This window comes from Moorena sp. SIO3I8 (assembly GCF_010692325.1).
Classification (GTDB): Bacteria; Cyanobacteriota; Cyanobacteriia; order Cyanobacteriales; family Coleofasciculaceae; genus Moorena.
This window is the reverse complement of sequence record NZ_JAAHHW010000077.1, coordinates 1-25,187: the sequence shown is the minus strand read 5'-3', so window position 1 is coordinate 25,187 and position 25,187 is coordinate 1. Positions and strand designations below refer to the sequence as shown.

22 protein-coding genes are annotated in these 25,187 nt (G+C 43.1%); 10 read left to right on the top strand and 12 right to left on the bottom strand.

Annotation, left to right across the window (positions count from 1 at the left end):
• Positions 1-75: 75 nt before the first annotated feature.
• The 3 genes from F6K51_RS24260 to rd all read left to right on the top strand — a co-directional run bounded on the left by F6K51_RS24260 (position 76) and on the right by rd (position 2,640).
• Positions 76-1,419: a lipid II flippase MurJ gene (locus F6K51_RS24260; protein WP_293025027.1), complete on the top strand. Its 1,344-nt coding sequence runs from the start codon at positions 76-78 to the stop codon at positions 1,417-1,419.
• 18 nt (positions 1,420-1,437) lie between these two features.
• Positions 1,438-2,382 carry a sulfotransferase gene (locus tag F6K51_RS24255; protein WP_293025025.1) on the top strand — a complete coding sequence of 315 codons (945 nt, stop codon included), beginning with the start codon at positions 1,438-1,440 and terminating at the stop codon, positions 2,380-2,382.
• Positions 2,383-2,478: 96 nt separating this feature from the next.
• Complete coding sequence (rd, locus tag F6K51_RS24250; protein ID WP_293025023.1) at positions 2,479-2,640, top strand: rubredoxin; 162 nt, start codon at positions 2,479-2,481, stop codon at positions 2,638-2,640.
• A gap of 201 nt (positions 2,641-2,841) precedes the next feature.
• Here the strand turns inward: rd and F6K51_RS24245 are convergent, their stop codons facing one another.
• From F6K51_RS24245 to fraC, 3 genes are all read right to left on the bottom strand, one after another.
• Positions 2,842-4,350, bottom strand: a complete 1,509-nt coding sequence (locus F6K51_RS24245; protein ID WP_293025021.1) for a DNA phosphorothioation system restriction enzyme — start codon at positions 4,348-4,350, stop codon at positions 2,842-2,844.
• Positions 4,351-4,634: 284 nt separating this feature from the next.
• On the bottom strand, positions 4,635-5,735 hold the full coding sequence (locus tag F6K51_RS24240) for a DUF5357 family protein (RefSeq protein ID WP_293025019.1): 1,101 nt from the start codon (positions 5,733-5,735) through the stop codon (positions 4,635-4,637).
• 8 nt (positions 5,736-5,743) lie between these two features.
• Complete coding sequence (gene fraC, locus F6K51_RS24235; RefSeq protein ID WP_293025017.1) at positions 5,744-6,304, bottom strand: filament integrity protein FraC; 561 nt, start codon at positions 6,302-6,304, stop codon at positions 5,744-5,746.
• Positions 6,305-6,936: 632 nt separating this feature from the next.
• On the opposite strand from fraC, the gene F6K51_RS24230 reads away from it, so the two are divergent.
• Both F6K51_RS24230 and F6K51_RS24225 read left to right on the top strand, forming a co-directional pair.
• Positions 6,937-7,551, top strand: coding sequence for a GUN4 domain-containing protein (locus F6K51_RS24230; RefSeq protein WP_293025015.1), 615 nt, complete (start codon positions 6,937-6,939; stop codon positions 7,549-7,551).
• Positions 7,552-8,276: 725 nt separating this feature from the next.
• Positions 8,277-9,815: a DUF3084 domain-containing protein gene (locus F6K51_RS24225; protein WP_293025013.1), complete on the top strand. Its 1,539-nt coding sequence runs from the start codon at positions 8,277-8,279 to the stop codon at positions 9,813-9,815.
• Between the two features lie 226 nt (positions 9,816-10,041).
• On the opposite strand, the gene F6K51_RS24220 is transcribed toward F6K51_RS24225, so the two are convergent.
• A complete protein-coding gene (locus F6K51_RS24220) occupies positions 10,042-10,389 on the bottom strand; it encodes a hypothetical protein (protein WP_293025011.1) in 348 nt (115 codons plus the stop codon).
• Positions 10,390-11,233: 844 nt separating this feature from the next.
• Between F6K51_RS24220 and F6K51_RS24215 the strand changes: the two genes are divergently transcribed.
• Positions 11,234-12,058 (top strand): NAD-dependent epimerase/dehydratase family protein, encoded by an 825-nt coding sequence (locus tag F6K51_RS24215; protein WP_293025009.1) that lies wholly within the window; start codon positions 11,234-11,236, stop codon positions 12,056-12,058.
• A 149-nt stretch (positions 12,059-12,207) separates the two neighbouring features.
• Here the strand turns inward: F6K51_RS24215 and F6K51_RS24210 are convergent, their stop codons facing one another.
• The 3 genes from F6K51_RS24210 to F6K51_RS24200 form a co-directional block, all read right to left on the bottom strand.
• Positions 12,208-12,402 (bottom strand): hypothetical protein, encoded by a 195-nt coding sequence (locus F6K51_RS24210; protein ID WP_293025044.1) that lies wholly within the window; start codon positions 12,400-12,402, stop codon positions 12,208-12,210.
• Positions 12,403-12,456: 54 nt separating this feature from the next.
• Positions 12,457-13,716, bottom strand: coding sequence for a class I SAM-dependent methyltransferase (locus F6K51_RS24205; protein ID WP_293025007.1), 1,260 nt, complete (start codon positions 13,714-13,716; stop codon positions 12,457-12,459).
• A gap of 251 nt (positions 13,717-13,967) precedes the next feature.
• Entirely contained in the window at positions 13,968-15,668 is a 1,701-nt protein-coding gene (locus tag F6K51_RS24200) for a serine hydrolase (RefSeq protein ID WP_293025005.1), read from the bottom strand.
• A gap of 245 nt (positions 15,669-15,913) precedes the next feature.
• Between F6K51_RS24200 and F6K51_RS24195 the strand changes: the two genes are divergently transcribed.
• Positions 15,914-16,183, top strand: a complete 270-nt coding sequence (locus F6K51_RS24195) for a LuxR C-terminal-related transcriptional regulator (RefSeq protein WP_293025003.1) — start codon at positions 15,914-15,916, stop codon at positions 16,181-16,183.
• Between the two features lie 505 nt (positions 16,184-16,688).
• Here the strand turns inward: F6K51_RS24195 and F6K51_RS24190 are convergent.
• Entirely contained in the window at positions 16,689-17,006 is a 318-nt protein-coding gene (locus F6K51_RS24190) for a DUF4342 domain-containing protein (RefSeq protein WP_293025001.1), read from the bottom strand.
• A 167-nt stretch (positions 17,007-17,173) separates the two neighbouring features.
• Between F6K51_RS24190 and trpB the strand changes: the two genes are divergently transcribed.
• Positions 17,174-18,439 (top strand): tryptophan synthase subunit beta, encoded by a 1,266-nt coding sequence (gene trpB / locus F6K51_RS24185; protein ID WP_293024999.1) that lies wholly within the window; start codon positions 17,174-17,176, stop codon positions 18,437-18,439.
• 527 nt (positions 18,440-18,966) lie between these two features.
• Positions 18,967-19,617 carry a ribonuclease H-like domain-containing protein gene (locus tag F6K51_RS24180; protein WP_293024997.1) on the top strand — a complete coding sequence of 217 codons (651 nt, stop codon included), beginning with the start codon at positions 18,967-18,969 and terminating at the stop codon, positions 19,615-19,617.
• On the opposite strand, the gene F6K51_RS24175 is transcribed toward F6K51_RS24180, so the two are convergent.
• Positions 19,568-19,780 carry a hypothetical protein gene (locus tag F6K51_RS24175; RefSeq protein WP_293024995.1) on the bottom strand — a complete coding sequence of 71 codons (213 nt, stop codon included), beginning with the start codon at positions 19,778-19,780 and terminating at the stop codon, positions 19,568-19,570. The genes F6K51_RS24180 and F6K51_RS24175 overlap by 50 nt on opposite strands.
• A gap of 239 nt (positions 19,781-20,019) precedes the next feature.
• On the opposite strand from F6K51_RS24175, the gene F6K51_RS24170 reads away from it, so the two are divergent.
• Positions 20,020-23,442, top strand: coding sequence for an ATP-binding protein (locus F6K51_RS24170; RefSeq protein WP_293025043.1), 3,423 nt, complete (start codon positions 20,020-20,022; stop codon positions 23,440-23,442).
• 8 nt (positions 23,443-23,450) lie between these two features.
• Here F6K51_RS24170 and F6K51_RS24165 read toward each other — a convergent pair whose 3' ends face one another.
• From F6K51_RS24165 to F6K51_RS24155, 3 genes are all read right to left on the bottom strand, one after another.
• Positions 23,451-23,633: a hypothetical protein gene (locus F6K51_RS24165; RefSeq protein WP_293024993.1), complete on the bottom strand. Its 183-nt coding sequence runs from the start codon at positions 23,631-23,633 to the stop codon at positions 23,451-23,453.
• A gap of 188 nt (positions 23,634-23,821) precedes the next feature.
• Positions 23,822-24,031 (bottom strand): hypothetical protein, encoded by a 210-nt coding sequence (locus tag F6K51_RS24160; protein WP_293024991.1) that lies wholly within the window; start codon positions 24,029-24,031, stop codon positions 23,822-23,824.
• A 433-nt stretch (positions 24,032-24,464) separates the two neighbouring features.
• Positions 24,465-24,719 carry a hypothetical protein gene (locus tag F6K51_RS24155; protein ID WP_293024989.1) on the bottom strand — a complete coding sequence of 85 codons (255 nt, stop codon included), beginning with the start codon at positions 24,717-24,719 and terminating at the stop codon, positions 24,465-24,467.
• Positions 24,720-25,187: the final 468 nt, after the last annotated feature.

Here is a 25,187-nt window from a genome sequence, read left to right as displayed (position 1 = left end):
TACCAGCACGGACAACCAAAAGGGAAAAACTCCAAGTCTGCTACCTTAATCAGGTCTATGCAGTAAGTAATAGCAATGAACCTATCCAACCGTATAATCAAAGGCTGGAAATCTCCCACGCTGCGAGTGATGTCTCTGACCTTCTTGGGTATGCTACTGGCGTGGGTTGCAGACATTTTGATGGCGGCGAAACTGGGGACTAGTCAAACCACAGATGCCTTGATTGTTGCCCTGAGCTTACCACGACTAATTGATACCGTGAGCCGGGAGGGAACCAGACAAAGCTTGGTTCCAATGTTCATGGAGCGCCGAGATGCTCTGAGTCTCAGGGAATATCATCGCTTGGTCAGTGGCATTGTCAACTTAGCTTTAGTACTCGGTGTTAGTCTAACTATTCTGTTGGAAATTCTAGCGCCATTGATTATAACTGGGTTAGCCCCAGGATTTTCCCCAGAGGGTAGAGCACAAGCAACGTTTTTATTTCGGGTCTGTGCGCCAATGGTTTTGTTTGCTCCTGGGATTGCGGTCTTTAGTGTAATCCTCAACAGCCAAAGGCGCTTTAGTGCGGTAGCTCTGCGGAATGCGATCGCACCAGGTTTCGTAGTGGCTGCCATTGGGTTGGCATGGCATCAGTCTAGTATTGCTCTGTGGATAGCGTACGCTTATACCTTGGGATTTGGTGGATTCTTTGTGCTGGTATTTCTAGATGCTTTTAAAGCGGGACACCAGCATCAATGGTTGGCCTGGGCTGGCAAAGATGACCTCCTGCGTCTGTGGCAAGCAGGTTCTTTACCCACTATCGGTTTTGTTATTAAGCTCGCATCTAATCTAGTCAAGAGCCAGATGCTGCCTTCCTTAGTAGCAGTTGGTGGGGTGTCCACATTCTACTTTGCGATTCGGATCGTCTCCGCTGCTCAAACGATTATTGGTGTCAGTATTGCTACCACCAGCTTGCCTGCCATGACAGAGCATGACTTAGCTGGGCATAAATCCCGGTTGGGATCGGCTTTGCGCAAAAACCTGACTAAAACCCTATTAGTAAGCTTACCTGCAGTACTTTTCATTGTGGTATCCCATGGGGAAATCATTCGTTTGCTATACGGACATGGTTCTTTTGAAGCTACCTCTATTGAGCAGACGTCTCAAGTGTTCTTGTGGTTAGGGCTGTCGTTGGCATTTATTTCTCTAATCCCCGTGCTTGAAGCTGGCTTGTATGCTCAGAGAGCTTATGGTTTGGTTGTCTGGAGTATGGTGACTATGGCATTTGTAGGGGTTGCTCTGAGTTGGTTATTTTGGCAAGTTTGGGGATTGATTGGTATTGCTATGAGTTGGCCTGTTATGGCTCTTATCTATGTGATACTTATCATCTATCTACTCCATCAAAAGGGTGTTTCTGTCCTCACCAACCATCCTAGTTAATCAGGGTTAATAAACTCTATGAATAGTTCAAGTATTAAACAGCACGCTTACTTGATTATTGGAGGCACGACAAAAGCGGCAACAACATCACTATTTTATTACCTAGCTGATCATCCTCAAGTTTGTACCTCTAACCTCAAAGAAATTCGCTTCTTTTTGGATAAAGATTATCCGGAAGCTTCCAACTATCGATATGAAGATGGTCTAGAAAAATATGATGATATTTTCCGTTATGCTCAGTGTTACCATTGCGAAAAAATTCGGATGGAGGCAACACCAGACTATCTTTACTCATCAGGGACACCCCATAAAATCAAACTATCTCTACCAAATGTAAAACTTATATTTATCCTAAGGGAACCGGTTTATCGCTTAATTTCTTGGTATAAGTTTGCTAAACAGAAAGAGTATATTCCTCAAGATATCAGCTTTGATAACTATGTTAACCAGCAATTAATTAATGATAATTTTTATCACGAAAATACCTATACCTATATGCGTTCCCTTGAGCAAGGACGTTATTCTTTCTACTTAAAGCCTTACTTTGACTTATTCGGCTCCGATAGAATTTATGTAGATTTTTATGAAGAATTATCCCGTAATCCCAAATCTGTGCTTGAAAAAATCTGTGGATTTGCAGGAATTGATCCCAGCTTCTATGGGGATTATCTCTTTAAAGTATATAATCCCAGCAAGGCAGTAAAAAATTGGTGGTTTCACCGGAATTATGAGCAGTTTTTAAAGTCGATGCGTCAATATACACAAGACAAACCCATTCACAAAGTTTTAAGGAAAATTCGACGGTCGCTCGATCCGATCTATTTACGCCTTAACGTGCAGCCTCAGGAAAAAGTGTCGATTTCACCAGCTATCAAAAATGCTCTTACTAAGTATTATAAACAGGAAGTTACAGCATTGGAAGAACTGCTTGGTCGCTCAGTTCCATGGGAGTCATGGAATTAATTATATAAAAAAACAATAACAAAGAACACTACCGAAACAACGGCACACGATATGATCAGACTGATGAGAGAAGAACACTAATTTAGGTCAATATCCATGAAGAAATATGTCTGTACCGTTTGCGGCTATGTATATGACCCAGAGGTAGGGGATCCAGATAGTGGCATTGCACCGGGAACACCCTTTGAAGATATTCCAGATGACTGGGTATGTCCGACCTGTGGGGTGAGTAAGGAAGATTTTGAACCGGAAGATTGACAATCGTTTATTGTCGTAATCGGTGACACTGCCACCGTGTCTTGATGCAGCGCGGTCATGGGGGAAACCACGCCAGTTGCTCATGGGGGGAACCCCCAAGACCGCACTGGCTCCCCAAGACCGCGCTGCATCGCTTTTTTTGATCAAAAATCATGGGAGGCCAGAAAAACTGGTCTCTTAGAAAAATCGCTTTCTTGGGAATTAGCAATCTGGCACTCCATAGCGCTGCTGAATTTCCAGCAATTTTACCCTGGCCTCCCCAGCATTATCGGCCAACTCAGCAAACTCCAAAAATCGCTTCAATTCCTTTTTCAACAAACTCCGTTCCACTTCCCAAGTTTCTCGTCCTAAATCTGGGGGCAAAACAATCATGTCAAATAACGTTGCCCGTTCCTTACCTGGGTGCGGTCGCAACACTCGCCCTCGCCGCTGAATAAATTGCCGGGGATTGCTACTACTTGCCAGAATTACCGCCGTTTCAATGGATGGAATATCCACCCCTTCATCCAAACATCGAATTGCTACTAACCCCTGCAACTCCCCCCGCTCAAATTGACGACGTAATTCCTCCCGTTCTGCCAACGGTGTCTGAGCAGTGTAGGTGTTGACCCGATAGCCCAGTTGAGAACCTAATAACTGGGTTACTGCTGCTAACTGACGGTTGCTTTCATTACTCACTTGCCCATCTACGGAACCATCCCCACAATAAAACAAGGTATGGTAGGTGTTGAGACGCTTAGCCATTAACCGCTGCAACGCCCTTAACTTGTTAGCAGCCGCCCCAACTAACCGAGCTCGTTGCATCAATAACGATGTTAAAGTAGTGTCATTTTCTATATCGTCTGCTTCCCCTAATGCCCAACCAATCCGTTGAGTTAATCTAGCATAGGCAATATTTTCCGCCTCTGTTAATTCCACGAACACCGGATAGTATAGGTAACGCACTAGCGCTCCTTGGTGAATCGCATCGGCTAAGGTCAGTTCTGGTTGTAATACTGAACCAAAATAGTCAAACAACGCTTCTGTGCCAGCTTCATCAAAATACCGTTCCGGTGTAGCTGACAGAGCAAGGCGCAGTCCAATGTTACGGGGTAAACTCTTTTCGATGCGGGTAGTCCCCAAATTATGGGCTTCATCTCCCACTATCAGGGTTTTATCAGGAAAATACTTCAGCTGAGACTGGAAACCATCCTTAATCAGGGTAGAATTGGTAGTGATTATGGTAATAAACGATTGTTTCCCAACCTGGAGGTTGTATAGCTGGGCAGACAGTTGACTCTGCCAACTGTAGACACTCTCGAAGGCTAAGATCGGTTCGAGATTAAAGTGTTCGCATTCTCTTGCCCACTGAGTAACCAAGTGGCGGTAAGGGCAAACCACCAGCAACACCTGTAAGCCGATTTTTTGATACAGTTCCGTTGCGATCGCTAAAGCAGTAATCGTTTTACCACTACCCGTTGCCATTTTCAGGGTTCCTCGTCCCCGATGGGCAAACCAATTGGCCACCGCTTGCCGCTGATACTGCCGCAACTGAATATCTGGTGGTATCCTAGGGCATCCCTTGGGTGAGTGAGTCTCAAAGGAGAGCGGTAATTGGTAAGCTCCCCCCGATTCAGCTACTTTGATGTTACGGGAGGGCTGATAGTATCCTCGTGCTGCTACACTTTCCCAGTCCACTGATACCATGAATGGGAATTTGTTCTTCCTCATTGGTCATTGGTCATTTGGTATTTAATAATTGGTAATTGGTAATTGGTATTTAGTATTTGCTATAGCATTTTTATTTTAGTTGTGAACATAGGATTAAATTAAAAAGGGAGCAGGGAGCAGGGAGTAGGGAGCAGTAGGAAAGAGATTGGAAGATTTTTTGGTGTTATTAAAAATCAGCAATATTGTTCGTGTCCTATTTATAAATCCTAGATTTCCTAGTTGCTATTTTCTAGTTGCTATTTTCTAGTTTACTGGATCCAAGCAAGTCTTTTGAATTTTACTTTTTACTGTTTACCTTGGTCAGCGAACACCTCAATTTCTCCTGTCCTAGAGGCTTGGCATTCCACATTACCAATTGGTTTAGAACCTAACCCTGATCGCCCATCTACCTGCTTAATGCGACAAGACTTGGTGAAGGAATAAGAGTCAGGTTTGGTGTCAGGGTTTGAACGGGGGCCGTTCCAATTGGCCTGCAAGTCTAAGTTATAGTCAGACCCAGACTTCCTGGATGAAAATTTATAGGTCACTTTCCATAGAGGATCTTCAGCAACCGGTGAGCTTTGCTTGGCTTGATATTCAATTCCCTTCAGCAACTTTTTATGATTTACTTTAAGCAGGGATTTCTCAACCTCTGACCAAGATTTTTCATTCAACTCTTCTTTCAATTGAACTTCCATCCCCTCTAAGATCGATACACCTCTAGATACCATAGTGACTTGGGCAGAGGGCAATTTCCAGACAAAGGAACTATGGATAAAATCATCGCTCAGTAAGCTAGGATATTGCACTAGCCAGTTTTGAATCACGAAATAAAACTGTATCCAGCAGCTAATCAGGAGCTGGCTACCGAATAAGATAACTAGATATTGACGTTCTGCTGGAGACGGTTTTTTTACCTTCAATCTTACTGCTAAAATATAAGGTAAAGCCGCAATTACGGCTGATATCAATGGCCAACTAATGAACGTCAAGGGTGATACGTCTTTGGAGTCGATGCCCAATAAATAGGTACTGATACCGTCAATTACGAGCTGGTATTCTCCAACGTTTAAATTGATGCCGAATAGGTAAATACTAGTTAGTGCGCCAGTAATCCAGGGACCCAGGGGCAAGCCTGTCTTGGCGTCTTTGTTCTTCTTGGCAATTCTTAGCTTAGCCGCCGCTGCCGTTACCCAGTAGACAAATAAAATAAAGAAAATACCACCACAGCTTGCTATCAGCCGTTGTACAAATCCCGTGGCTAACCCTGCCATTACATAGGAAAAAACAGTTAGCCACATTAGAGCCTGCCAGGAAAATGCCTTGGGAGGTTTCAGTACCTTTACCAGCGAGTCTACCACCGCTAAGCCAATGACAAATTCGAATAGGGATGTGAAAAATTTCACGACGCTAGTTATCCACTAATGGGGTTGACATAAAGGAAACGCAGAAACAAAAGCAGTAAAATAGCGCTATAGCTACAGGAATTAGCAATGAGGACGACCATAGCTCGATTTTCCCCACCCGATCCTCTCTTACCAGAGCGCCTCAAGGATAATGACTTTTCCTCGTCGGAAGCTGATGTGGAAGCAGTTGCCTGATCTTCAGCTAGTTCTAAAAAGATTTTGAGTAACCTCAGCCCTGCCAGCTTAATAATAAAGGAAAGAAAGAAAATTGTGATCACACTCATAGCGATAAGAGTATAAAAATTGTCAGGCTTATCCTCTGAAAAGTGATCGAAAAAGATATAACTAATCATCTGGCCTTGAAATTCCGTAGGGAGTTGGTCGTGAAGGGCAAAAAAACACCACCAACCTACAATAGTGGAAAGTAGATTAATCGATGTAGCTTGCTGCATGCTGGTTTTGCGGTTGAGTTTTAGCCCTCGTTGCAGGACTATCCCTTCCACCGCAATTACCACCAGCAGGAAGAGAGTTTGAAACACGACCGTCTGTAGAGGCCATACAGGTGCCATAATTTTCGGTTTGCTCCAACGTAATAATTTGCATTAAAAACCCGTTTGAGCCACATTTTACCTGCACGATTCGGTGAAACTTGGTTTTGTTGACACCTTATGTTGACACCTTATGTTGACACTTTACAGTTGATTATTGTGTGTCAACCTTCAACAGAAATGGAGCAACTAAATGGGAGCAGGTCTAATGTTCATTAAATTAGACTACCAGTAATTTTCCGATACTGGTAGTTAATTTGAATGAGGGGTGTTACCCCTAAGCCTTTTTTTGCGGGTTTCCTGTTAAAATCCATAACCACAGGCTATACATTGAAGCACGACTAGGAACATCTGTAAAGATGCGATTGGCCGTAGGCCACGCTACGGGAACGCATTTTGTTACATATTTTGTCTCTTAGATACCTGTTTGACCTGCGGTCACCCTTCGCGAACAGAATTTAGGGTTTAGGCTCTAGGGTTTAGACTCTAGGGAGGGTTCTGTTGAAAGTTGTCTAGCTCTCTTAGGACGGAGGTGCTCAAGTGCCCCTGTTGTAGCTCATACCTAATACGATTAGCCTAATACCTAGAATTTCTCGATTATTGCTGTATGGCTTTGCGGTCAGTGTCTGGTAGTTGACTATTAGGGCAATGCTATGGTTGATGGATGTACCCCACACCTGACAGACAAGCCAAAACTTTATCTTTACTGTATCTTTGCTGATCAACTCCCATCACCATGGCGCAAACCTATGACACGACATCACTATGAACCTGAACTCAAACTGCGTTCTGAAAAAGGAGTAGACTACACTAAACTGCGAGACGTACTAGCAGCAGGAAAGTGGAAAGAAGCCGACTTAGAGACAGCCAGGGTACTCCTGGAAGCAGCAGGTCGAGAAGCTGAAAAATGGCTAGATGTAGAGTCGCTCAAAACATTTCCCTGTGCTGACCTGCTGACCATTGACCAGCTTTGGGTAAGATACAGCCAAGGACACTTTGGACTTAGTGTTCAACAATCCATTTATCAAGAGGCTGGAGGAGACTGCGTCAGGCTAGGTGAACGCATCGGTTGGAGAGTGAGGGGAGAGTGGATAGCCTATAGTAAAATCAAATGGAATCTAGATGCCCAGATGGGACACCTACCCGTCTGTATGGCATTCATCTGGAGTAATCATCGGTCTGTATCCGGTATCGTGTGGTTATCTCGGGTAGGGTGTGAGGCGTGGTATACTTCATTTATGCAAAGACTTGTAGAGTGTAGCATATAAGCGTTACAGCCCAAGGAAATAATTCTTTCAACAAAAATTTTAAATAAAAATCACATTTTTTTAGTTTTAGAACTCAAAACTCCCAGGTCTATTGTTTAGAGCGCCCTTTGTACAAACTAGGGATAATTTGTTAGTCTATGGGTTACTCCCCACGCCCTACTGCTGGTGCTGGAAGTCGATAAATCTTTTGGAGCGTTTACCATAAAAAAACATAATTCTCTAAACCTATGAGATAGGCTGTATCTGGATAGACAACAATGGAGTATTGAAACTCTGCGCTCTTCCATAGGCGCAGATTCTTCGGAGGAGTTAACTAACAAATGTTAGCCATTGCTCGAAACAATCACATCAACTTAACCTGCCGTAACACCAATAAGCTTGCAGTCCATCAGGCAGTGCCAATTACCGCTACTCTCTCACGGTGGTGGGGGTTGAGGTTAAGTATGTGGTTTAATTCACTAGCCTTAAAGCCTTTGCTTGTAGGGGCTAAAACTAGACTACGTGGCTGTAGCCAATCAATAATTTCGATTGATTGTCTTTTCAGTGGAAGCTCCCACTACTGGGAGTCCCAGCCAACCGAATGTTTTTTTTTGTATAACTATTATTGTAGTACTTTGACAACAGTTAAAATCGCCTCCTCGCGTTTCCTTCACCAGATAAATAACCACATAAATAACATAAATAACATAAATAATAGTAGTTTCCACTGTCCCGTGAGGCTTTAGATGACCAGCGCTTATATCCTGATTGCCTCAATTTTGGTGTTGGGGGGGTTACTCGCTACCTTAGGCGATCGCATGGGTACACGAGTAGGAAAAGCACGGCTGAGTTTATTTAATCTACGTCCCCGTACTACTGCCACGGTAGTAACAATTATCACCGGTGGCTTAATTTCCGCCTCGACCTTGGGGATTTTGTTTGCCACCAGTGAGTCTCTACGGGATGGGATTTTTGAGCTTGATAATATCCTCAAAAAACTTAGAAGTGCTCGCCGGGAGGTCAGCCAATTAGAGGATGAGAAAGATCGAGTAGAGCGGCAGTTAGAGGACGCCAGAGCAGAGCAAATAGAGGTTCAGAAGCGTTTGGATGAAACCAATCGAAATTTCCAACAGGCTCAAAATCAACTGAAAGACGTCTCTGCTCAGGTTGGGGTGCTGCGTACTGAAATTAAATCACTCCTAAGGGAACGTCAGCTGCTAATCCAACAGCGGAATCAACTCAATGAACAAATTACCCAACTCCAAAGCCAAATCACTCAATTAAAAGAATTGGTGAAGAAACGGGATCAGGAAATGCTGGAGCGAGACCAAGCTATCCAAGAGCGAGACCAAGCTATCCTCAAACAAGACCAAACGATCCAGGATCGGGAGCAGGAGCTGGCTGAGAAAGACCAAGCTATAAAACAATTTGACCAGAAAATTGCTGAACGAGATCAAGTCATTGCTCAGCGTGAAACTTTCCTAAAAGAACTCGAACAAGAACTTAAAGAACTTGAACAACAACTTAAACAAAAGGAGAGTCAACTTGCTGAACGTAATCAACAACTTGAATCACAAGAAAAACAACTGGCTTTTTTAAAACGGGAACTAGCAATTCTAGAACAGTACTATCAGAATTATCGAGTACTGCGTCAGGGAAATGTTGCTTTATTTCGTGGTCAGGTACTCACCTCTGGAGTAGTACGAATTGTCGATCCAACAGCTGTAAATCAAGCCGTTGATCAACTGTTGAGCCAAGCCAATAAGACAGCCGTAGACATTACCCGTGCTAGTAGCAGTAATTCCCAAGAGCCACTGGTGCAAATTACTCAAGCACAAGTAGATCAGTTAATCCAGCAGATTAAAGATGGTAGAGACTACGTGGTGCGAATTCTCTCAGCGGGTAACTACGTTGAGGGGGAAAAACCAATACAAGTATTTGCAGATGCAGCCCTCAATCAGGTTGTCTTTAAGGGGGGTGATGTGCTTGCTACCATCTCGACTAATCCCTCAACTATGACCAATGAGCAAATTCGCAAGCGGCTCGATCAGTTGTTGGCCGCCTCTGAGTTCCGTGCTCGTCGCGCTGGGATTTTGGGTGATATCCAAGTCGGAGATGGTCGGCTGACCACCCTAACCAACTTTATTGAGCAGCTGGAGCAGTATAGTCAACCCCTTAATGTCAAAGCTATTGCCCAAGAAACTGCCTACACAGCTGGTCCTTTAAAAATGCAGCTGGTAGCGAGCTACAATGGAGAAGATGTTTTTAAAACTATTGTTAACTAGCTAGGTGGTCAGCGGTCAGCGGTGAGCGGTTAGCCGTTGGCCACGCTACGGGAATGGCCAGGCTACTTGAGGTGCTTAAAATAAACCTCTTTTATTCAAAAGCTATTCAATAGCTGATAGCTGATTGCTGATAGCTGATTGCTGATTGCTGATTGCTGATTGCTGATTGCTGATTGCTGATTGCTAATTGCTGATTGCTAATTGCTGATTGCTGATTGCTTACTTGTTAACTAGCTAGCTCCTCCACAATTTGCCAATCGGGATTGTTATTAACTGCCTCTTGAAGTAGCTCAAACATTTGCCGACAATGGTTATTAACCTGTAGAGGTAACTCTTCATTTTTGACCACAAAATTTATGGGCACTTGTTGCTCAGTGGCTTTCGATTTGTCAATCAATACGTCCACTGTAACCAGCTTGGTAAAGGATATATTATCCGGACTCTCTCTTGCCATTATATAGTCATCACTCTCGTAGAGAATCTCAAAATGGCAGGATTTTAGAACCTCAATCAGTAACGGTAGAAGACGATCAAGGGAAATAGTGATTTTAATGGAACGATTGTAGCGAGCCATATAGACCTGGGGCTTGCTGATAGCTAAACTTTTCTATCTTGACATTTTCCGCTCTAAACGGACGGAGATTCTAGGTTGATAGACTCGCCATAACCTGACGGGTTTATACCAACCAAGCTAGAGGGCAAATCTACCGAAGGGTTTTAGGTCTTATTGACCCAGTTTTCCGCATTCCCTGCTGTAACTTGTTTCTCAAAACGGCTTTTGATAGCTAACTAGTTATTTGCTTCTAAGCCGACCTAGGTGACCAAATTGTTAGGCAAGGATTACGTAGTACCCTATCTCTGGCGATACTTTTTACTTTACTCTACGGACGAAGGATTTGGGCAATAACTTATTGTTTTTTTTAACTTATTTTTAAATTATTGTTTGAAATTATTGGTTTAATTTGTTGGTTTATTACTTTATTAGTTTATTAACTTATTTTTTTTTTAACTTTTGTTACTTGCTAAATTTTTCTTTCCTACTCTTGTTAAAACTTTACTGTAATCCAGGATTATTTTAACGCAATTAGTCCCAGATGTCAAGAAAACTATCCACGGCGGTTAAAACCGCCCCACACGCTCACGTTTCATCCCCCCTTGAAAAAGACGGGGTTTTCAAGGAAAGACCCAAGGGGTAGGGTGCATCTCATATTTGTAAAAAAGATCGCGAGTGTGCGGAGTGTGGGGAGTGTGGGGCCCGGGCGCGGGGAGTGTGGGGCCCGGGCGCGGGGAGTGTGGGGCCCGGGCGCGGGAATTTTCGCCGGAATTTTTGCCTAATTTCATGCATTGAGATACACCCGGGTAAAGCTTGCGCGAAGGTAAGATTTTTTATAATAATCGAATTTTAAAACATACGAGCGATGAATGTAGCAATCATTGGTTGTGGATACGTTGGTAGTGCAGTTGCTCACCTTTGGCATCAAGAGTTAGGGTTATCAACTACAGTAACCACTACTACCCCTGAGCGTGTCCCAGAACTAGAAACAATTGCTGACCGAGTCGTTGTGGTTAACGGAAACGACCCTATTGGTCTCGAATCGGTAGTGAAAAACCAGGAGATTATTCTTTTGTCTGTGGGTGCTGCCAATGGCAAGGTCTATCAAGAAGCCTACTTAGACACAGCCCAAACCTTAGTTTCTGTGCTCAAAACCACTCCTACGGTACGACAGCTAATTTACACGGGAAGCTATGCTGTCTACGGTGATCGAGAGGCAGGCTGGGTAGACGAAACATCACCGATTGCTCCCCCTAGTCCCAATTATGAAATTCTGGCAGAAACTGAGCAGGTATTACTATCAGCATCCAATCCTAATCTGAAGGTTTGTATCCTGCGTCTGGGAGGAATTTATGGTCCGAAGCGGGAACTACTCAAAATATTTGGTCGATTCGCAGGTACTACTCGTGAGGGTTCGGGTCAAGAAGTCACCAATTGGATTCATCTAGATGACATAGTTGGTGCAATAGAATTTGTCCGTTCTCACCAACTTCAAGGGATTTATAACCTAGTAGATGACCAAATACTGACTTATCAAGACTTGCTTGAAAAAGTATTTAAACAGCACAACTTACCCCCCGTATCCTGGGATTCATCCGTTACTAAAGCCCGACCTTACAATGCCCGAGTGTCAAATAAAAAAATAATTGATGCAGGTTACCAGTTTATTCATCCAGAAAAAATTTTCTAATCTGATTACTCGGTGGAATGAGTTTACTGAAAATTAGCCTAAATATAAGGAACGAGGCGATTGGTGCATGAATCGCCTCTAGCCAAGATTCAACAAATACACTATCTAAAACAAGTGTGAATTTTTTGTGATAAATAGGATTTTGAATTTTAGGGAGTAGGGAGTAGGGAGTAGGGAGTAGGGAGTAGGGAGTAGGGAGTAGGGAGTAGGGAGTAGGGAGTAGGGAATTGGGAAAAAATATTGTTTACCTTATTACTACAAGAACCGATAATTACCCTTAATAAAAATCTCCCCATCTCCCCATTTCCCCATCTCCCCATCTCCCCATTTCCCCATCTCCCCATCTCCCCATCTCCCCACACTCCCCTCTCTTTCCCTATTCCCCGCTCCCAGCGCTATTAGCTGATCGGTGGTACGGTCAACCCTTTAAGAGCCACCCCTTCTGCTGATGGGGTTAACCCCTTACTTTGAATTAAAACCCCAAAGCCACCCAATCCGGTGGGATCGATCAACTGGTGTAACCGTTGGCGACGCTGCATAATGTTGATCACATCCTGTGCTGTTGCTTTCGCATTTCCCCTTTCTCTAGGATCAGAAAGGGCAGCTATGCGATCGCCTAATCCCAATGCCATTAGAAACAACCCTTGCTTGGTGAAACCTACTTTACCCAAACCACATAACTCTCCTTGTCGCTCTAGGGCAGTAAAATCCACATGAGCCGTAATGTCTTGTTCGCCGATATAACTATAGGGGTTATTATGGTGGCGGTGGCGATAATAACACTGTAATGTTCCCTGATCACGGGCTGGCAAATAATACTTTTGGGCTGGATAGCCATAATCAATGGTTAGGAGAAACCCCTGGTTTAACCGTTTCGCAACAGTTTTAATCCAATCCAGTGCTGCTAGATTCACCTCAGAGCGATAGCCCTCTGGATAGGAACCAGAGAACAAATCAATACCTACCAAATCAAAATACTCTCTCAGTTGGGGTGTAGAAGGGGTATCTAAAACTTCTACAAACTTAATGTCATCCTGATCAACGGTTCCGATATAGATTTCTTTGAGATCTCCTGCTTGCAGCACAACTTGATGTACCGGTAACGCATCAACCAATTCGTTAGAGAAACAGCAACCAGTCACGGAATTGTCTTCTATTTCTTCCCAAGAACACCACCGCACAGGTAACGAGGGCTGGTCATTGTCCAGTCTAGGTAGGTTGAGTTTCAACAACAGCTGCTTCTGTTGAGCAATCATTGCTGTTGCCTTTTCCACAATGATGTAATTTACGGCACCATAGCAATCTGGGTAGTGCTGGTGCAAGTAAACTAGAACATCTGCTGCTAGGAGTCCCTGTCCTGCTCCCATTTCCATCAGAGTAAAGGGATTAGGTTGTCCGAGGATATCCCACATTTGGGCAAACTGTTCAGCAAGTAACTCCCCGAAGTCTTTTCCTAGGTGGGGTGAGGTGAAAAAGTCTCCTGATGAACCAATGTTAACTGCACCACTGGCGTAGTAACCTAGCTGTGGATGGTATAGTGCTAAGTCCATGTACTGGGCAAAGGTAATTCGCTGGTTAGGTGCTGTAGCAATGTGATTAGCAATTACCTTAGGTAGGGGTTGAGTAGATGGAAGGTTTGAATTCAAGAAATTAGTCATTAGACTTCTTGCAGAAGTCGGGAATAGGGAACAGGGAACAGGGAACAGGGAACAGGGAACAGTGGACAAGAATTGACGGAAACACGATCAGAAAACTAATTTTGTAAGAGGTTTATTATACATATATACCATTTCTGGTACTTATGAGGTACAGACAATTTCATTCTACCTACTCCCTACTCCCTACTCCCTACTCCCTACTCCCTACTCCCTACTCCCTACTCCCTACTCCCTACTCCCTTTCCTATAGCTTAGGTAGACACTTTTTTATTAGCCGTGAATACGCCATTGGGTTGAGTAATCACTGCTTGAGTCACAACCCCAGCATTATCGGTAGTGAAGTTAATACTATATCCTGGTACATCCTTAAAATAAAATTCGGTTCCTTGGTAACGAACTAACTCTATCTCTGGCTGACCAGCTAATGACAAAAATAGTTTATTATCTTTGATCAAGATAGTTATAGATGATTGACCATAAATGTCATAGTCACCCACAAATTTTTCCATAAAACTAGTGGTTAAAATGCTTTGGTCAGGGATTCGTTCAAATACAATATCCTTCACCGTCGGTTCTAGAGGTATGGACAGTCTCTGAATAGTTCCTTTGGGGTCATTAAAAAATGATAATAGTTGAAAATTATCAGAACCCTCTGATAGTAATTCAAAACTATCATAGTGGTAGTGTTTTAGTTCGTAAACGATGGAATTATAAGTTGCCGTTAACTGCTGGTCTTTGAGCGCAATGGAAACTATTCCGTATCCGGGATGCTCAAAATATCCTGTGTAATCTTCTAGGGGATGTGAGGGTTGAGTGCCAGTTTTAGGCTGTGGTTTGGTGTTCTGTTTGCCTTGAACAGCCGCTTGTTTAGCTTCCTCAACCTTACTCTTATACCTTTCATTCCAAGGAACTTCGTCGAGACCGAGCAAGCGATCGCAAATGTGATAAGTTATAATTTCTCGCAATGGGTTTACTTCGAGATTGGTGAGAACTACCACACCAATTTTATCTTGAGGCATCAACGTTGTCAGGGCATAAAATCCGTCAATATAACCCCCATGCTGAACGTGATTATGACCTCGGTAGGCAGTGAGGTACCATCCTAATCCATAAGAGTAATGCCAGATTTCCGGATACCCAAGGGATGACGGCCTCACGATTTGTGGTGTATACATCTGAGTCAGAATACCAGGGTTGATAATCTGCTTATCCTCATAGTTTCCCTGGTTTTGATGGAGTAGAAGCCACTTCGCCATATCAGTAACATTGGAATTAATAGAGCCAGAAGGACCCATGGCGTCGATATTGCGAAATGGGATGGCTTTAACTACGTCATCTTTCTCTCGATAAGGAAGGGAAAAATCGTCAGTCTCCTGGGATTTGACAACGGAAAAATTGCTGTCTGCCATCGACAAGGGATTAAAAATTTCCTGCTGAACAAATTCTTCCCAGCTGCTCTCGGCAATTTGACCGACTAAGTAGCCAGCCGTCATGTACATCAAATTTTGATACTGATAGACACTCCGCAATTCATGATTAGGTTCGAGATACTGTAAGCGCTCAACTATTTCTTTACGAGTCAAAGAACTGTTATACCACATGAACAAATGCTCGGGTAAGCCAGAACGATGAGTGACCAGGTCACGGAGAGTCATGTGTTCACTAGCATAGGAATCGTATAGTTTAAACGTGGGCAGATAATGTCTAACTGGTTTATCCCAATCTAATTTTCGTCGCTGAGCCAAGATGCCCATAGCCATTGTGGTAAACGCTTTAGTGCAAGACCCAATCGGAAAGATGGTTTTAGAGGTTACTTTTAAGCCTTTTTCTACATTCCTAAAACCAAAGCCTTCACAAAAGATGATCTCGCTATCGTGAACAATAGCGACAGCCAGCCCTGGGACTTTCCACTCTTCCATTCTCTGGTTAATAAAATTACTAAGACCTTCCATTAGTTGCTCTCCATTGATGTTAATTTCAGAAGTTTCGACGCCAGTTGCTCATCTGACTCCCCACACTTCCCACACTTCCCACACTTCCCACACTTCCCACACTCCTCCCACTCCCCTTTCCCCAACTCCTCCTTGTCCTGTTTATTGATAATCACTTAATTTCCCCATGGCAAATTAAGTGAAGCGGGTCACCATTGGCGGTAAAATTAGATAAGATAGGTATATCTACTAGAGAAAAATTACTTATGGCTAGTGGTAAATCCCAGACTCCCGCAACTCTGTCTTACCGCGAATTGCAAATCATCGAACATGTAGCGGCTGGTTTAACCAATCTCGAGATCGCCCAGGAGCTGGCAATCAGTAAGCGCACTGTTGATAATCATATCAGTAACATTCTGACCAAAACCTGCACTGATAACCGGGTTGGTTTGGTTCGTTGGGCCTTAAAGTGGGGCAAAGTTTGCTTGAATGATGTCAATTGCTGTCCTTTACCAGCCCCTGGTCAAACCCAGTGATACCAATCACTCATCCAGTCCCGGAGATTATTGAATCATTACTTACTGATAGTTTTCAGAACTGATAGCTTTGAGAGTCGGCTTGATGCTAGGATTAGGCAGTTTTGCTCAGGTTTATTTAATTAAGTTGGTTTAACTAATTTTATTTTTTCAAGCCACCAGTTCAGCACCTCAGGGGCTCTCTTAACCGCCCAGCTACAGAGCAAGAAACCCATGATTATGTAAGTCACACTGGCATAATTAGTTTAGTTGTCCAGGGTGACTTATAGGCTTTTGGCTGACTGCTGATCACTCAAAGCTGATCACTCAAAGCTGATCACTCAAAGCTGATCACTCAAAGCTGATCACTCAAAGCTGATCACTCAAAGCTGATCACTCAAAGTTGACCGCTCAAGGTATATCTTAAGTATATCTTAAGATATTTTTAGCGATCGCGGGCAATCTTTCTCTAGGATGTCCCATACCTGTTTAGGGGTTAGGGTAGATCTCGTAGATATCTAGACTGCTATTCCTTTCGTTCTACCACTACTTTCAATCGAGCCGCCAATGCCCCGATCGCTCCCAGGGGGAGTAACCAAGGAGCCAAGAAAATAGCAGTAAATCCTCCTAATACGCCAAAAGTTAGCGGAATCTCCAACAAAATCCGATCCTGCTCATTTTTGATCATAATTCGGCGAATATTCCCCTGATTAATTAGGTCTTTAACTTTGTCAATCAGGTCGTTACCACTAATACTGAATTCTTCGACACTGACCTTTGGTTGAACATCTGCCTCTACGGAATTGGAGTGATTGTTAATTTGTTGATCAGTTGGTTCATTCATGGTAAGCTGCTAAGGCACCGGCTTTGTCATTATGGTCATTACTTTTCTACATTAGCTCGAAAATAATTGTTAGTGTTGATACAAAATGCTAGAAGACTGGTGGTAAAGCATTTTGGGTTTTATAATATATATTCGAGATGTTCGTTCTATAATTGTTTGACACCGCTGTGACTAAAACCCCCCTACCCCTTAGTATCGGCGACCAGAGGGACCAAGCGACCCAACAACCGGACGCTTTGGGACGTTTTGGTAAATTTGGTGGCAAGTATGTTCCAGAAACCTTGATGCCTGCTCTAAGTGAACTAGAGCAGTCTTTTGAACAATACCGTAATGACCCGGATTTCCAACAGGAACTACAACAACTGCTGCGAGACTATGTCGGACGTCCTAGTCCTCTGTATTTTGCTGAACGTCTGAGTAACTACTATACCAAATCTGATGGTAGTGGACCACGGATTTATTTAAAACGGGAAGATTTAAATCACACCGGTGCTCACAAGATTAATAATGCTCTGGCTCAGGTATTGCTAGCCCAGCGCATGGGTAAGCGGCGCATCATTGCTGAAACGGGAGCGGGTCAGCATGGTGTGGCTACCGCAACAGTATGTGCTCGATTTGGTCTCGAATGCGTCATTTATATGGGCGTTCAAGACATGGAACGGCAATCCCTGAATGTGTTTCGGATGCGGCTACTGGGAGCAACGGTGCAACCGGTATCGGCTGGGACTGGTACTCTCAAGGATGCTACCTCGGAAGCGATTCGAGATTGGGTGACAAATGTGGAAACTACTCACTATATCCTTGGGTCAGTGGCAGGTCCTCATCCTTACCCAAAAATGGTACGGGATTTCCATGCTGTGATTGGCCAGGAAACTCGCGCTCAATGCTTGGAAAAGTGGGGCGGTTTGCCGGATATTTTGTTAGCTTGTGTCGGAGGTGGCTCCAATGCCATGGGCCTGTTCCATGAGTTTGTTAATGAACCCTCTGTGCGGCTGATTGGAGTAGAAGCAGCAGGCGCTGGTGTAGATTCTGCTAAACATGCGGCTACTCTAACTAAGGGACGACCAGGAGTGTTGCACGGGGCAATGAGTTATTTGCTCCAAGATCAGGATGGTCAGGTGCTCGAAGCTCACTCGATTAGTGCTGGATTGGACTATCCTGGTGTTGGTCCAGAGCATAGCTATTTGAAGGATAGCAGTCGGGCAGAGTATTATAGTGTTACAGACAAAGAAGCCGTGGCTGCGTTTCAACGCTTGTCTCAGCTGGAGGGAATTATACCGGCACTGGAAACATCTCATGCGATCGCATATCTCGAAACTCTGTGTCCCCAACTCAGTGGTAATCCCCAGATCGTGATTAACTGTTCCGGTCGGGGTGATAAGGATGTGCAAACTGTTGCTAAATTTATGTCAGCTCAGACGTCAAAAGATTAAGAAAATAAAAAATACATAGGAAATGTGGACTGTCAAGGGTAAATTGTAAACTACGATACAGTAATTCCTAGAAATTAGAGCCCAGCTTTTAGCCAGCCTGCTCATGCCAACACCATTGGTCAAGATTAGTTTGGGAATGCTGATCTTTGCTGTGGAATTAACCCAAGTTTTTATCAAGGGTGGTTAACTCTAGTAACCACTGTGATTTATTTGCTAGTTATGGTGCTATAACATCGCTTTACAGCGATAAATAAAACTACTAACTGACACTACTAACTGACACTACTAACTGACACTACTAACTAACACTACCGGTAGTGGTTAGTCTCAGTGGTTACTGTCATCTTAACGAATAACTATGCCGTAGACCTTCTGATCATGGGAACAGAAACGGTACCCCATAGGAGCATCGAATAAACCAAATCCTGGGAGTTATCCCTAACAATACTATCGCATCAATACTATCGCATCAAACATTATCCCATCCAACAAACTTCTAGAACCTACAACCTATAACCTTTGAACCAATGACCAACACAACTGTAATTGAAGAATTGAAGGATTTTCAAGTTTGCGATCGCGATTTACCCGAATCTATATGCCAAGAGTATCTAAGGGCAGATTCCCTCGCCGTGGATACGGAAACCATGGGACTGATTTACCAACGCGATCGCTTATGTCTTGTACAGCTGTGTGATCCACAAGGACGAGTCACCTTTGTCCGCATTGACAAAGGACAAACAGAAGCACCCCGATTAAAACAGTTGTTAGAAGCGACTAATGTGCTCAAAGTGTTTCACTTTGCTCGGTTTGATGTCGCTATGCTCATGCAAAATCTCGGTATTGAAGTCAATCCTGTATTCTGCACCAAGATTGCTAGTAAGTTAGCCCGCACTTATACTAGTAGCCATGGTCTCAAAGAGTTGGTCAAAGAGCTAGAACGGATAGATTTGGATAAAAGTGCTCAGAGTTCTGACTGGGGTAATGTTGCTAACCTCTCCGATGAGCAGTTGGAATACGCTGCTAATGATGTGCGCTACTTGTTAAATGTGCGGCAAAAACTGATCAATATGCTGGAACGGGAAGACCGGTGGGAATTAGCTCAACAGTGCTTTGAGGCGTTACCGACTATGGTATCTCTCGATTTGTTGCACTATCGAGATGTATTTGAACATTGAACAATCGGCGTTGGTGAATCTTCTTTTGAATAGGAGTAGAGTGGGCATCCTGCCCGCCTGGGAATATATTGAAACTGGCAAGATGCCAGTTCCACCAAGATGCCCGTTCCACCAAGATGCCCGTTCCACCAAGATGCCAGTTCCACAAAAGTCTTAAAATCATTCCATTATTAAGCAACGCCGAATAATCAGAGACTGTTCAGAAAGTAGATATTAAAACACTGATTAGTCCCTGACTATTGGTGGGTTACCGGAGATAGCTCCTACAGTCTCGTTGCCTAACTTAACCGATGCCAGGAGCTAAGCAAAGTTTAACAAACAGTTTCCAAGCTCCAAAATCCAACTTAAACTAGTAGAGGGGGGTGTGACCCATAGCCCCTCCAGGAGATACCAGTGAAACGTATGTTTAGTTGGAAACGTGCCCAAATCCCCTTGTGTTTGGGTGCTTTTTTGATATCAGTACTGATTAGCCTATTAACCATAGCACCTAGTCAAGCACAATCTCAGGCAACTAAAACCTTGCCGCGATTGGAGATTACCCAAGGATGGCACTATCTCTGGGGTGATGTTTCTATCAATAACCTCCATAATGCCAAGCTTTGTCCTAAGCTCGAGATTTCCAACGGCGACCCTTGCTGGAAAGAATTTACGTTTCCAGAAAGACTATGGAAGTCACCGCAAGATCAACAGCAAAACAATGTTTGGTTAGGGGTTAGGTTACCAGAGGGTAAATTGCAATCTCCCACTCTTTATCTCGGAGCAGTTCCGAATATACTAGAAGCTTATTTAGATGAGCAACTGATTTATACCCGATTATCCCCTAACTCATTGCCTCCAGGTCATGGTGAAGGGTATCAATGGCCAATTGTTCCTCTTGATTCAAATTTTTCCGGCAAATCATTGTTCATTAATGTTTATGTCGGTGGTGAGCAGTCTATTTACATCGGTTTTTTCGACCGGATAGTTATTGGTTCTAAATTTAACGTAATTCGGTGTTTATTCAAAGACGAAATAAGCACTATTTTAGGCTGCATTTTTATTTTAATTGGGCTGTGGTTTAGTTTAACCTGTGTATTCCGGTCTCAAGATAAACGATTGATTCTAGCCTTTGCATTATTAGCCATAGCTGGTGGCATTTACAACCTTAGCCAATCAACCATTGTTCCCTTATTATTTAAGGATTCAATGAATTGGGAGTATAGTCGATATACGGCTTTTTGTTTTCTTCCTATTCTGAGCCTGATTGGTTTTGAACAAATATTTGGTTCAGGGTATTTTTCCATCATCCAGCGGTTATGGCAAATTCACCTAATTTATTCCGTAATTTCTTTAGGATTAATTTTTATCTACAACAGTTCCTGGTTGTATGAGATATATATTGATCACTACCTGCTCCTGGCTAGTACAATAATTTTATTGATCCATGCTATTCCTATAGCTATTAATAAGAGAAACTATTCTGCGAAAATATTTAGTTTAGGATTATCTATCCTGGCTATAACAGCAATGCATGATATTTTAGTTTATCGCTTTGAACCGGAAAGTTGGTATCAACGATTCTATCCTTGGGGAATGTTGCTGTTTATCCTATCCTTAGGATTAATTTTAGAACGACGATTTGCTGAAACCAGGCGACTGCTAAAGGAATATAACCAGAAACTAGAAACCAAGAATGCTGCTCTTCAGGAAATGGATCAGCTCAAAAATGAATTCTTAGCTAATACATCTCATGAACTGAAAACACCTCTGAATGGCATTATCGGCATCGCTGAATCTCTGATTGATGGAGCAACAGGTGAGTTATCCCAGTCAACAGCATCTAATCTTTCTCTGATTGTCTCTAGTGGCAAACGGTTAACTCAGCTTGTTAACGATTTACTGGATTTTTCTGCCCTCAAGCATAAACAAATCAACCTGAGAATCAAGCCAGTGGGGATGCGAGAAATCACAGAAGTTGTTTTATTGCTATCCCGTCCCCTTGTGGGTAATAAAAACCTACAACTGATTAATCAAGTTTCCTCATCGAGTCCCCCTGTGGATGCTGATGAAAACCGACTCCAACAGATTCTCTATAATTTGGTGGGTAATGCCGTTAAATTTACTGAACGTGGTACCATTAAAGTATCAGCAGAGGTGGTCAATTCTTATCTTAAAATTACCGTTTATGATACAGGGATTGGTATCCCACCTGATAAAGTAGACCGAATTTTTGAAGCTTTTGAACAAGGGAATGGCTCCATTAATAGGAAATATGGAGGAGTGGGGTTAGGTTTAGCTGTTACTAAAAAACTGGTGCAGCTCCACGGCGGAAATATTGATGTGGAGTCTACGCCAAACCTTGGCTCACGGTTTAGTTTCACTCTACCGATATCAAAGGGTAAAGTAGAGAGGAAACAGCGAGAGGAAGTTTCCCAGGTTCAGAATTATTTGGCGATGGCAAGTGACTCTGAACACTTGATATCTGATCACCTGATATCTGATTACCTGATGTCTGATCACCTGATATCTGATCACCTGATATCTGATCACCTGATATCTGATCACCTGATGTCTGATCACCTGATGTCTGATCAGAACTTATCACCACCAACTATGAAAGCCTTGAAAATCTTGATTGTAGATGATGAACCAGTAAATCTTCAGGTTTTGGTCAACCATCTTTATCTGCAAAACTATAAGATTACTAAAGCAGTTAATGGCGAAGATGCATTCACAAAAATTACCCAAGGATACAAACCAGACTTGATTTTACTGGATATTATGATGCCGAAAATGACCGGCTATGAGTTCTGTAAAAAAATCCGTGAGAAATATCTACCGAATGAACTACCCGTAGTCTTGTTAACCGCTAAAAATCAGATCTCAGATTTGGTAGCAGGATTTGCAGCAGGAGCGAATGATTATTTAACTAAGCCCATATCCAAAAATGAATTGCTAGCACGAATTAAGACCCATCTTCAGTTAGCCAAAATTAATGTAGCTTATGGACGCTTTGTGCCTCGGGAGTTTCTGCAATTTTTAGAAAGGGACAGTATTATTGATGTCCAATTAGGGGACAATGTCCAAAAAGAGATGACAGTACTTTTTTCTGATATTCGCTCCTTTACTAGTTTATCAGAGAAGATGTCACCGCAAGACAATTTTAATTTTATCAATGACTATTTAAGTCGAGTCAGCCCAGTGATTCGTAATTATAACGGCTTCATTGATAAATATATTGGTGATGCGGTGATGGCGTTGTTTCCCGAAAAGGCTGATCATGCCCTAAAGGCAGCCATTGAGATGCAAAAGCAAGTTTATAGTTATAACTCCCATCGGAACAATAGTGGTTATGAACCGATTGCGAGTGGTATTGGTTTGCACAAGGGGAGTTTAATTTTAGGAACAGTGGGGGAATCTCAACGGATGGATACAACCGTGATTGCTGATACTGTAAATTTGGCCTCCCGTTTGGAAAGTTTAACCAAGATTTATGGAGCAGAGATTTTGATTAGTAAACCAACCTTGAATGATCTGGATAATCGAGAAAGTTATCATTATCGGTGTCTAGGGCGAGTTAAGGTGAAGGGTAAAAGTAAACCGGTGGAAATCTTTGAAGTGTATGATGCTAATCCTGAGGATTTGATTGCTTTCAAGTCCAAAACAACTCCTCGGTTTGAGGAAGCAGTTGCCTATTATGTAGAAAAAAAGTTTGCTCAGGCGCAACGGATTTTTGAGGAACTTTTAGAGAGTAATCACCAAGACCGGGTGGTTGAACTTTATATTGAACGGTGTGTTAAAGCCCGGGAGTGTGGGGTTTCGGAATTGGATATTGTGATTACTTGAATTGGTTATTAAGGGAATAGGGAGTAGGGAGTAGGGAGTAGGGAGTAGGGAGTAGGGAGTAGGGAGTGTGGGGAGATGGGGAGATGGGGAGATGGGGAGATGGGGAGATGGGGAGATGGGGAGAGATGTAGGGTGGGCAGTGCATCAGACAGATTGATGTGCTTACCATCAGGTTGCGAGGCACTGCCCACCAAGGATTAATCACAATAGTAGTAGATGTAGGGTGGGCACTGCATCAGACAGATTGATGTGCTTACCATCAGGTTGCGAGGCACTGCCCACCAAGGATTAATCACAATAGTAGTAGATGTAGGGTGGGCACTGCATCAGACAGATTGATGTGCTTACCATCAGGTTGCGAGGCACTGCCCACCAAGGATTAATCACAATAGTAGTAGATGTAGGGTAAGCACTGCATCAGACAGATTGATGTGCTTACCATCAGGTTGCGAGGCACTGCCCACCAAGGATTAATCACAATAGAACAGATGTAGGGTGGGCAGTGCATCAGACAGATTGATGTGCTTGCCATCGGGTTGCGAGGCACTGCCCACCAAGGATTAATCACAATAGAACAGTTGTTGATCACCTCAAGAGGTTTTGTGTTGATGAACTAAGCCTGTTAATAACCTTGGCCAATAGGCCACGCTACGCGAACAACGTACTAACCTTAAACCTTGGCCAATAGGCCACGCTACGCGAACAACGTACTAACCTTAAACCTAATAACCTTCAACATCATAACCTTCAACTTACTAACCTTCAACCTGCTAACCAAAAAAAAGTAGCCGCAGAAATACGTTCCACGGCTAGCAATTTTTACTTATGTCTCAACTTTGTAAACCTAATCAAACATAATCCGATCAGACCGTAAGCTATCAGCTTTCAGCTATCAGCTTTCAGCTATCCGTTTTCAGTTTTCAGCTATCAGCCAACGGCTGACCACTGACCACTGACCACTGACCGCTAACATCAGACCTGATGCTTTGGCCAGGGGGCAAAGCCCCCTGAAATTTAAGCCCTTAACCCAGAGTTAAATACTTCGTCATCATGGTAATGAATTCGCCAGGAATGCCAGTCGGCTGAAGGGGGCTCCACTCATCAATTTGGGCGTAACCCCGTGCATAAAGGGTATGCATGGTGTTGCTTATTGCCTGGCGGGAGCCCTTCAAAATGTGCTTAATGGGGTATTTTTTTGGAGACCGTTCCTGAGGAGTATTACTAGGAGTAATTTCCTCAGGATTGTTTTCTGGATTAGGGCGAAAGTTGTCAGACATAGTAAAAAAAACGTTTTAAGGCTTATAACTATAATTATAACGATTAAAAATTGTTTTGTCAAGGGATTTTATGATTTTTTTCGAGAGGGGTAATTGAAAAAAAATGTACGGATTATGGAATGCGATCGCTTTTAGCGTGACCTTTGGTCAATCGCGTTTTTTTTAAAGGAACAGGTAACAGGTAAAATCGTAAATATTAGTTAGCGTTCGCGTAGCGTGACCTATGGTCAATCCCATAGATATATTTCAGATAATCGCATTTTTTTGGGAGTAATTTTATCGATAGCCACGGAAACATTAAATCGGGAAAGTAATAAATTGTGATAAGTTTTTTTTTCCTGCTCCCTATCTCCCTATCTCCCTATCTCCCTATCTCCCTATCTCCCTATCTCCCTATCTCCCTATCTCCCTATCTCCCTATCTCCCTATCTCCCTTTCTCCCTATCTCCCTATCTCCCTATCTCCCTA

Bases quoted from the DNA above. Each gene is read 5' to 3' on its own strand.
- F6K51_RS24260 (WP_293025027.1), top strand. From the start codon at position 76: ATGAACCTATCCAACCGTATAATCAAAGGCTGGAAATCTCCCACGCTG.
- F6K51_RS24205 (WP_293025007.1), bottom strand. From the start codon at position 13,716: ATGACTAATTTCTTGAATTCAAACCTTCCATCTACTCAACCCCTACCT.
- F6K51_RS24225 (WP_293025013.1), top strand. From the start codon at position 8,277: ATGACCAGCGCTTATATCCTGATTGCCTCAATTTTGGTGTTGGGGGGG.
- F6K51_RS24210 (WP_293025044.1), bottom strand. From the start codon at position 12,402: ATGGGGAGATGGGGAAATGGGGAGATGGGGAGATGGGGAAATGGGGAG.
- F6K51_RS24170 (WP_293025043.1), top strand. From the start codon at position 20,020: ATGTTTAGTTGGAAACGTGCCCAAATCCCCTTGTGTTTGGGTGCTTTT.
- fraC (WP_293025017.1), bottom strand. From the start codon at position 6,304: ATGGCACCTGTATGGCCTCTACAGACGGTCGTGTTTCAAACTCTCTTC.
- F6K51_RS24180 (WP_293024997.1), top strand. From the start codon at position 18,967: ATGACCAACACAACTGTAATTGAAGAATTGAAGGATTTTCAAGTTTGC.
- F6K51_RS24220 (WP_293025011.1), bottom strand. From the start codon at position 10,389: ATGGCTCGCTACAATCGTTCCATTAAAATCACTATTTCCCTTGATCGT.
- F6K51_RS24190 (WP_293025001.1), bottom strand. From the start codon at position 17,006: ATGAATGAACCAACTGATCAACAAATTAACAATCACTCCAATTCCGTA.
- F6K51_RS24155 (WP_293024989.1), bottom strand. From the start codon at position 24,719: ATGTCTGACAACTTTCGCCCTAATCCAGAAAACAATCCTGAGGAAATT.
- F6K51_RS24175 (WP_293024995.1), bottom strand. From the start codon at position 19,780: ATGATTTTAAGACTTTTGTGGAACTGGCATCTTGGTGGAACGGGCATC.
- rd (WP_293025023.1), top strand. From the start codon at position 2,479: ATGAAGAAATATGTCTGTACCGTTTGCGGCTATGTATATGACCCAGAG.
- F6K51_RS24195 (WP_293025003.1), top strand. From the start codon at position 15,914: ATGGCTAGTGGTAAATCCCAGACTCCCGCAACTCTGTCTTACCGCGAA.
- F6K51_RS24230 (WP_293025015.1), top strand. From the start codon at position 6,937: ATGGTTGATGGATGTACCCCACACCTGACAGACAAGCCAAAACTTTAT.
- F6K51_RS24200 (WP_293025005.1), bottom strand. From the start codon at position 15,668: ATGGAAGGTCTTAGTAATTTTATTAACCAGAGAATGGAAGAGTGGAAA.
- F6K51_RS24255 (WP_293025025.1), top strand. From the start codon at position 1,438: ATGAATAGTTCAAGTATTAAACAGCACGCTTACTTGATTATTGGAGGC.
- F6K51_RS24215 (WP_293025009.1), top strand. From the start codon at position 11,234: ATGAATGTAGCAATCATTGGTTGTGGATACGTTGGTAGTGCAGTTGCT.
- F6K51_RS24245 (WP_293025021.1), bottom strand. From the start codon at position 4,350: ATGAGGAAGAACAAATTCCCATTCATGGTATCAGTGGACTGGGAAAGT.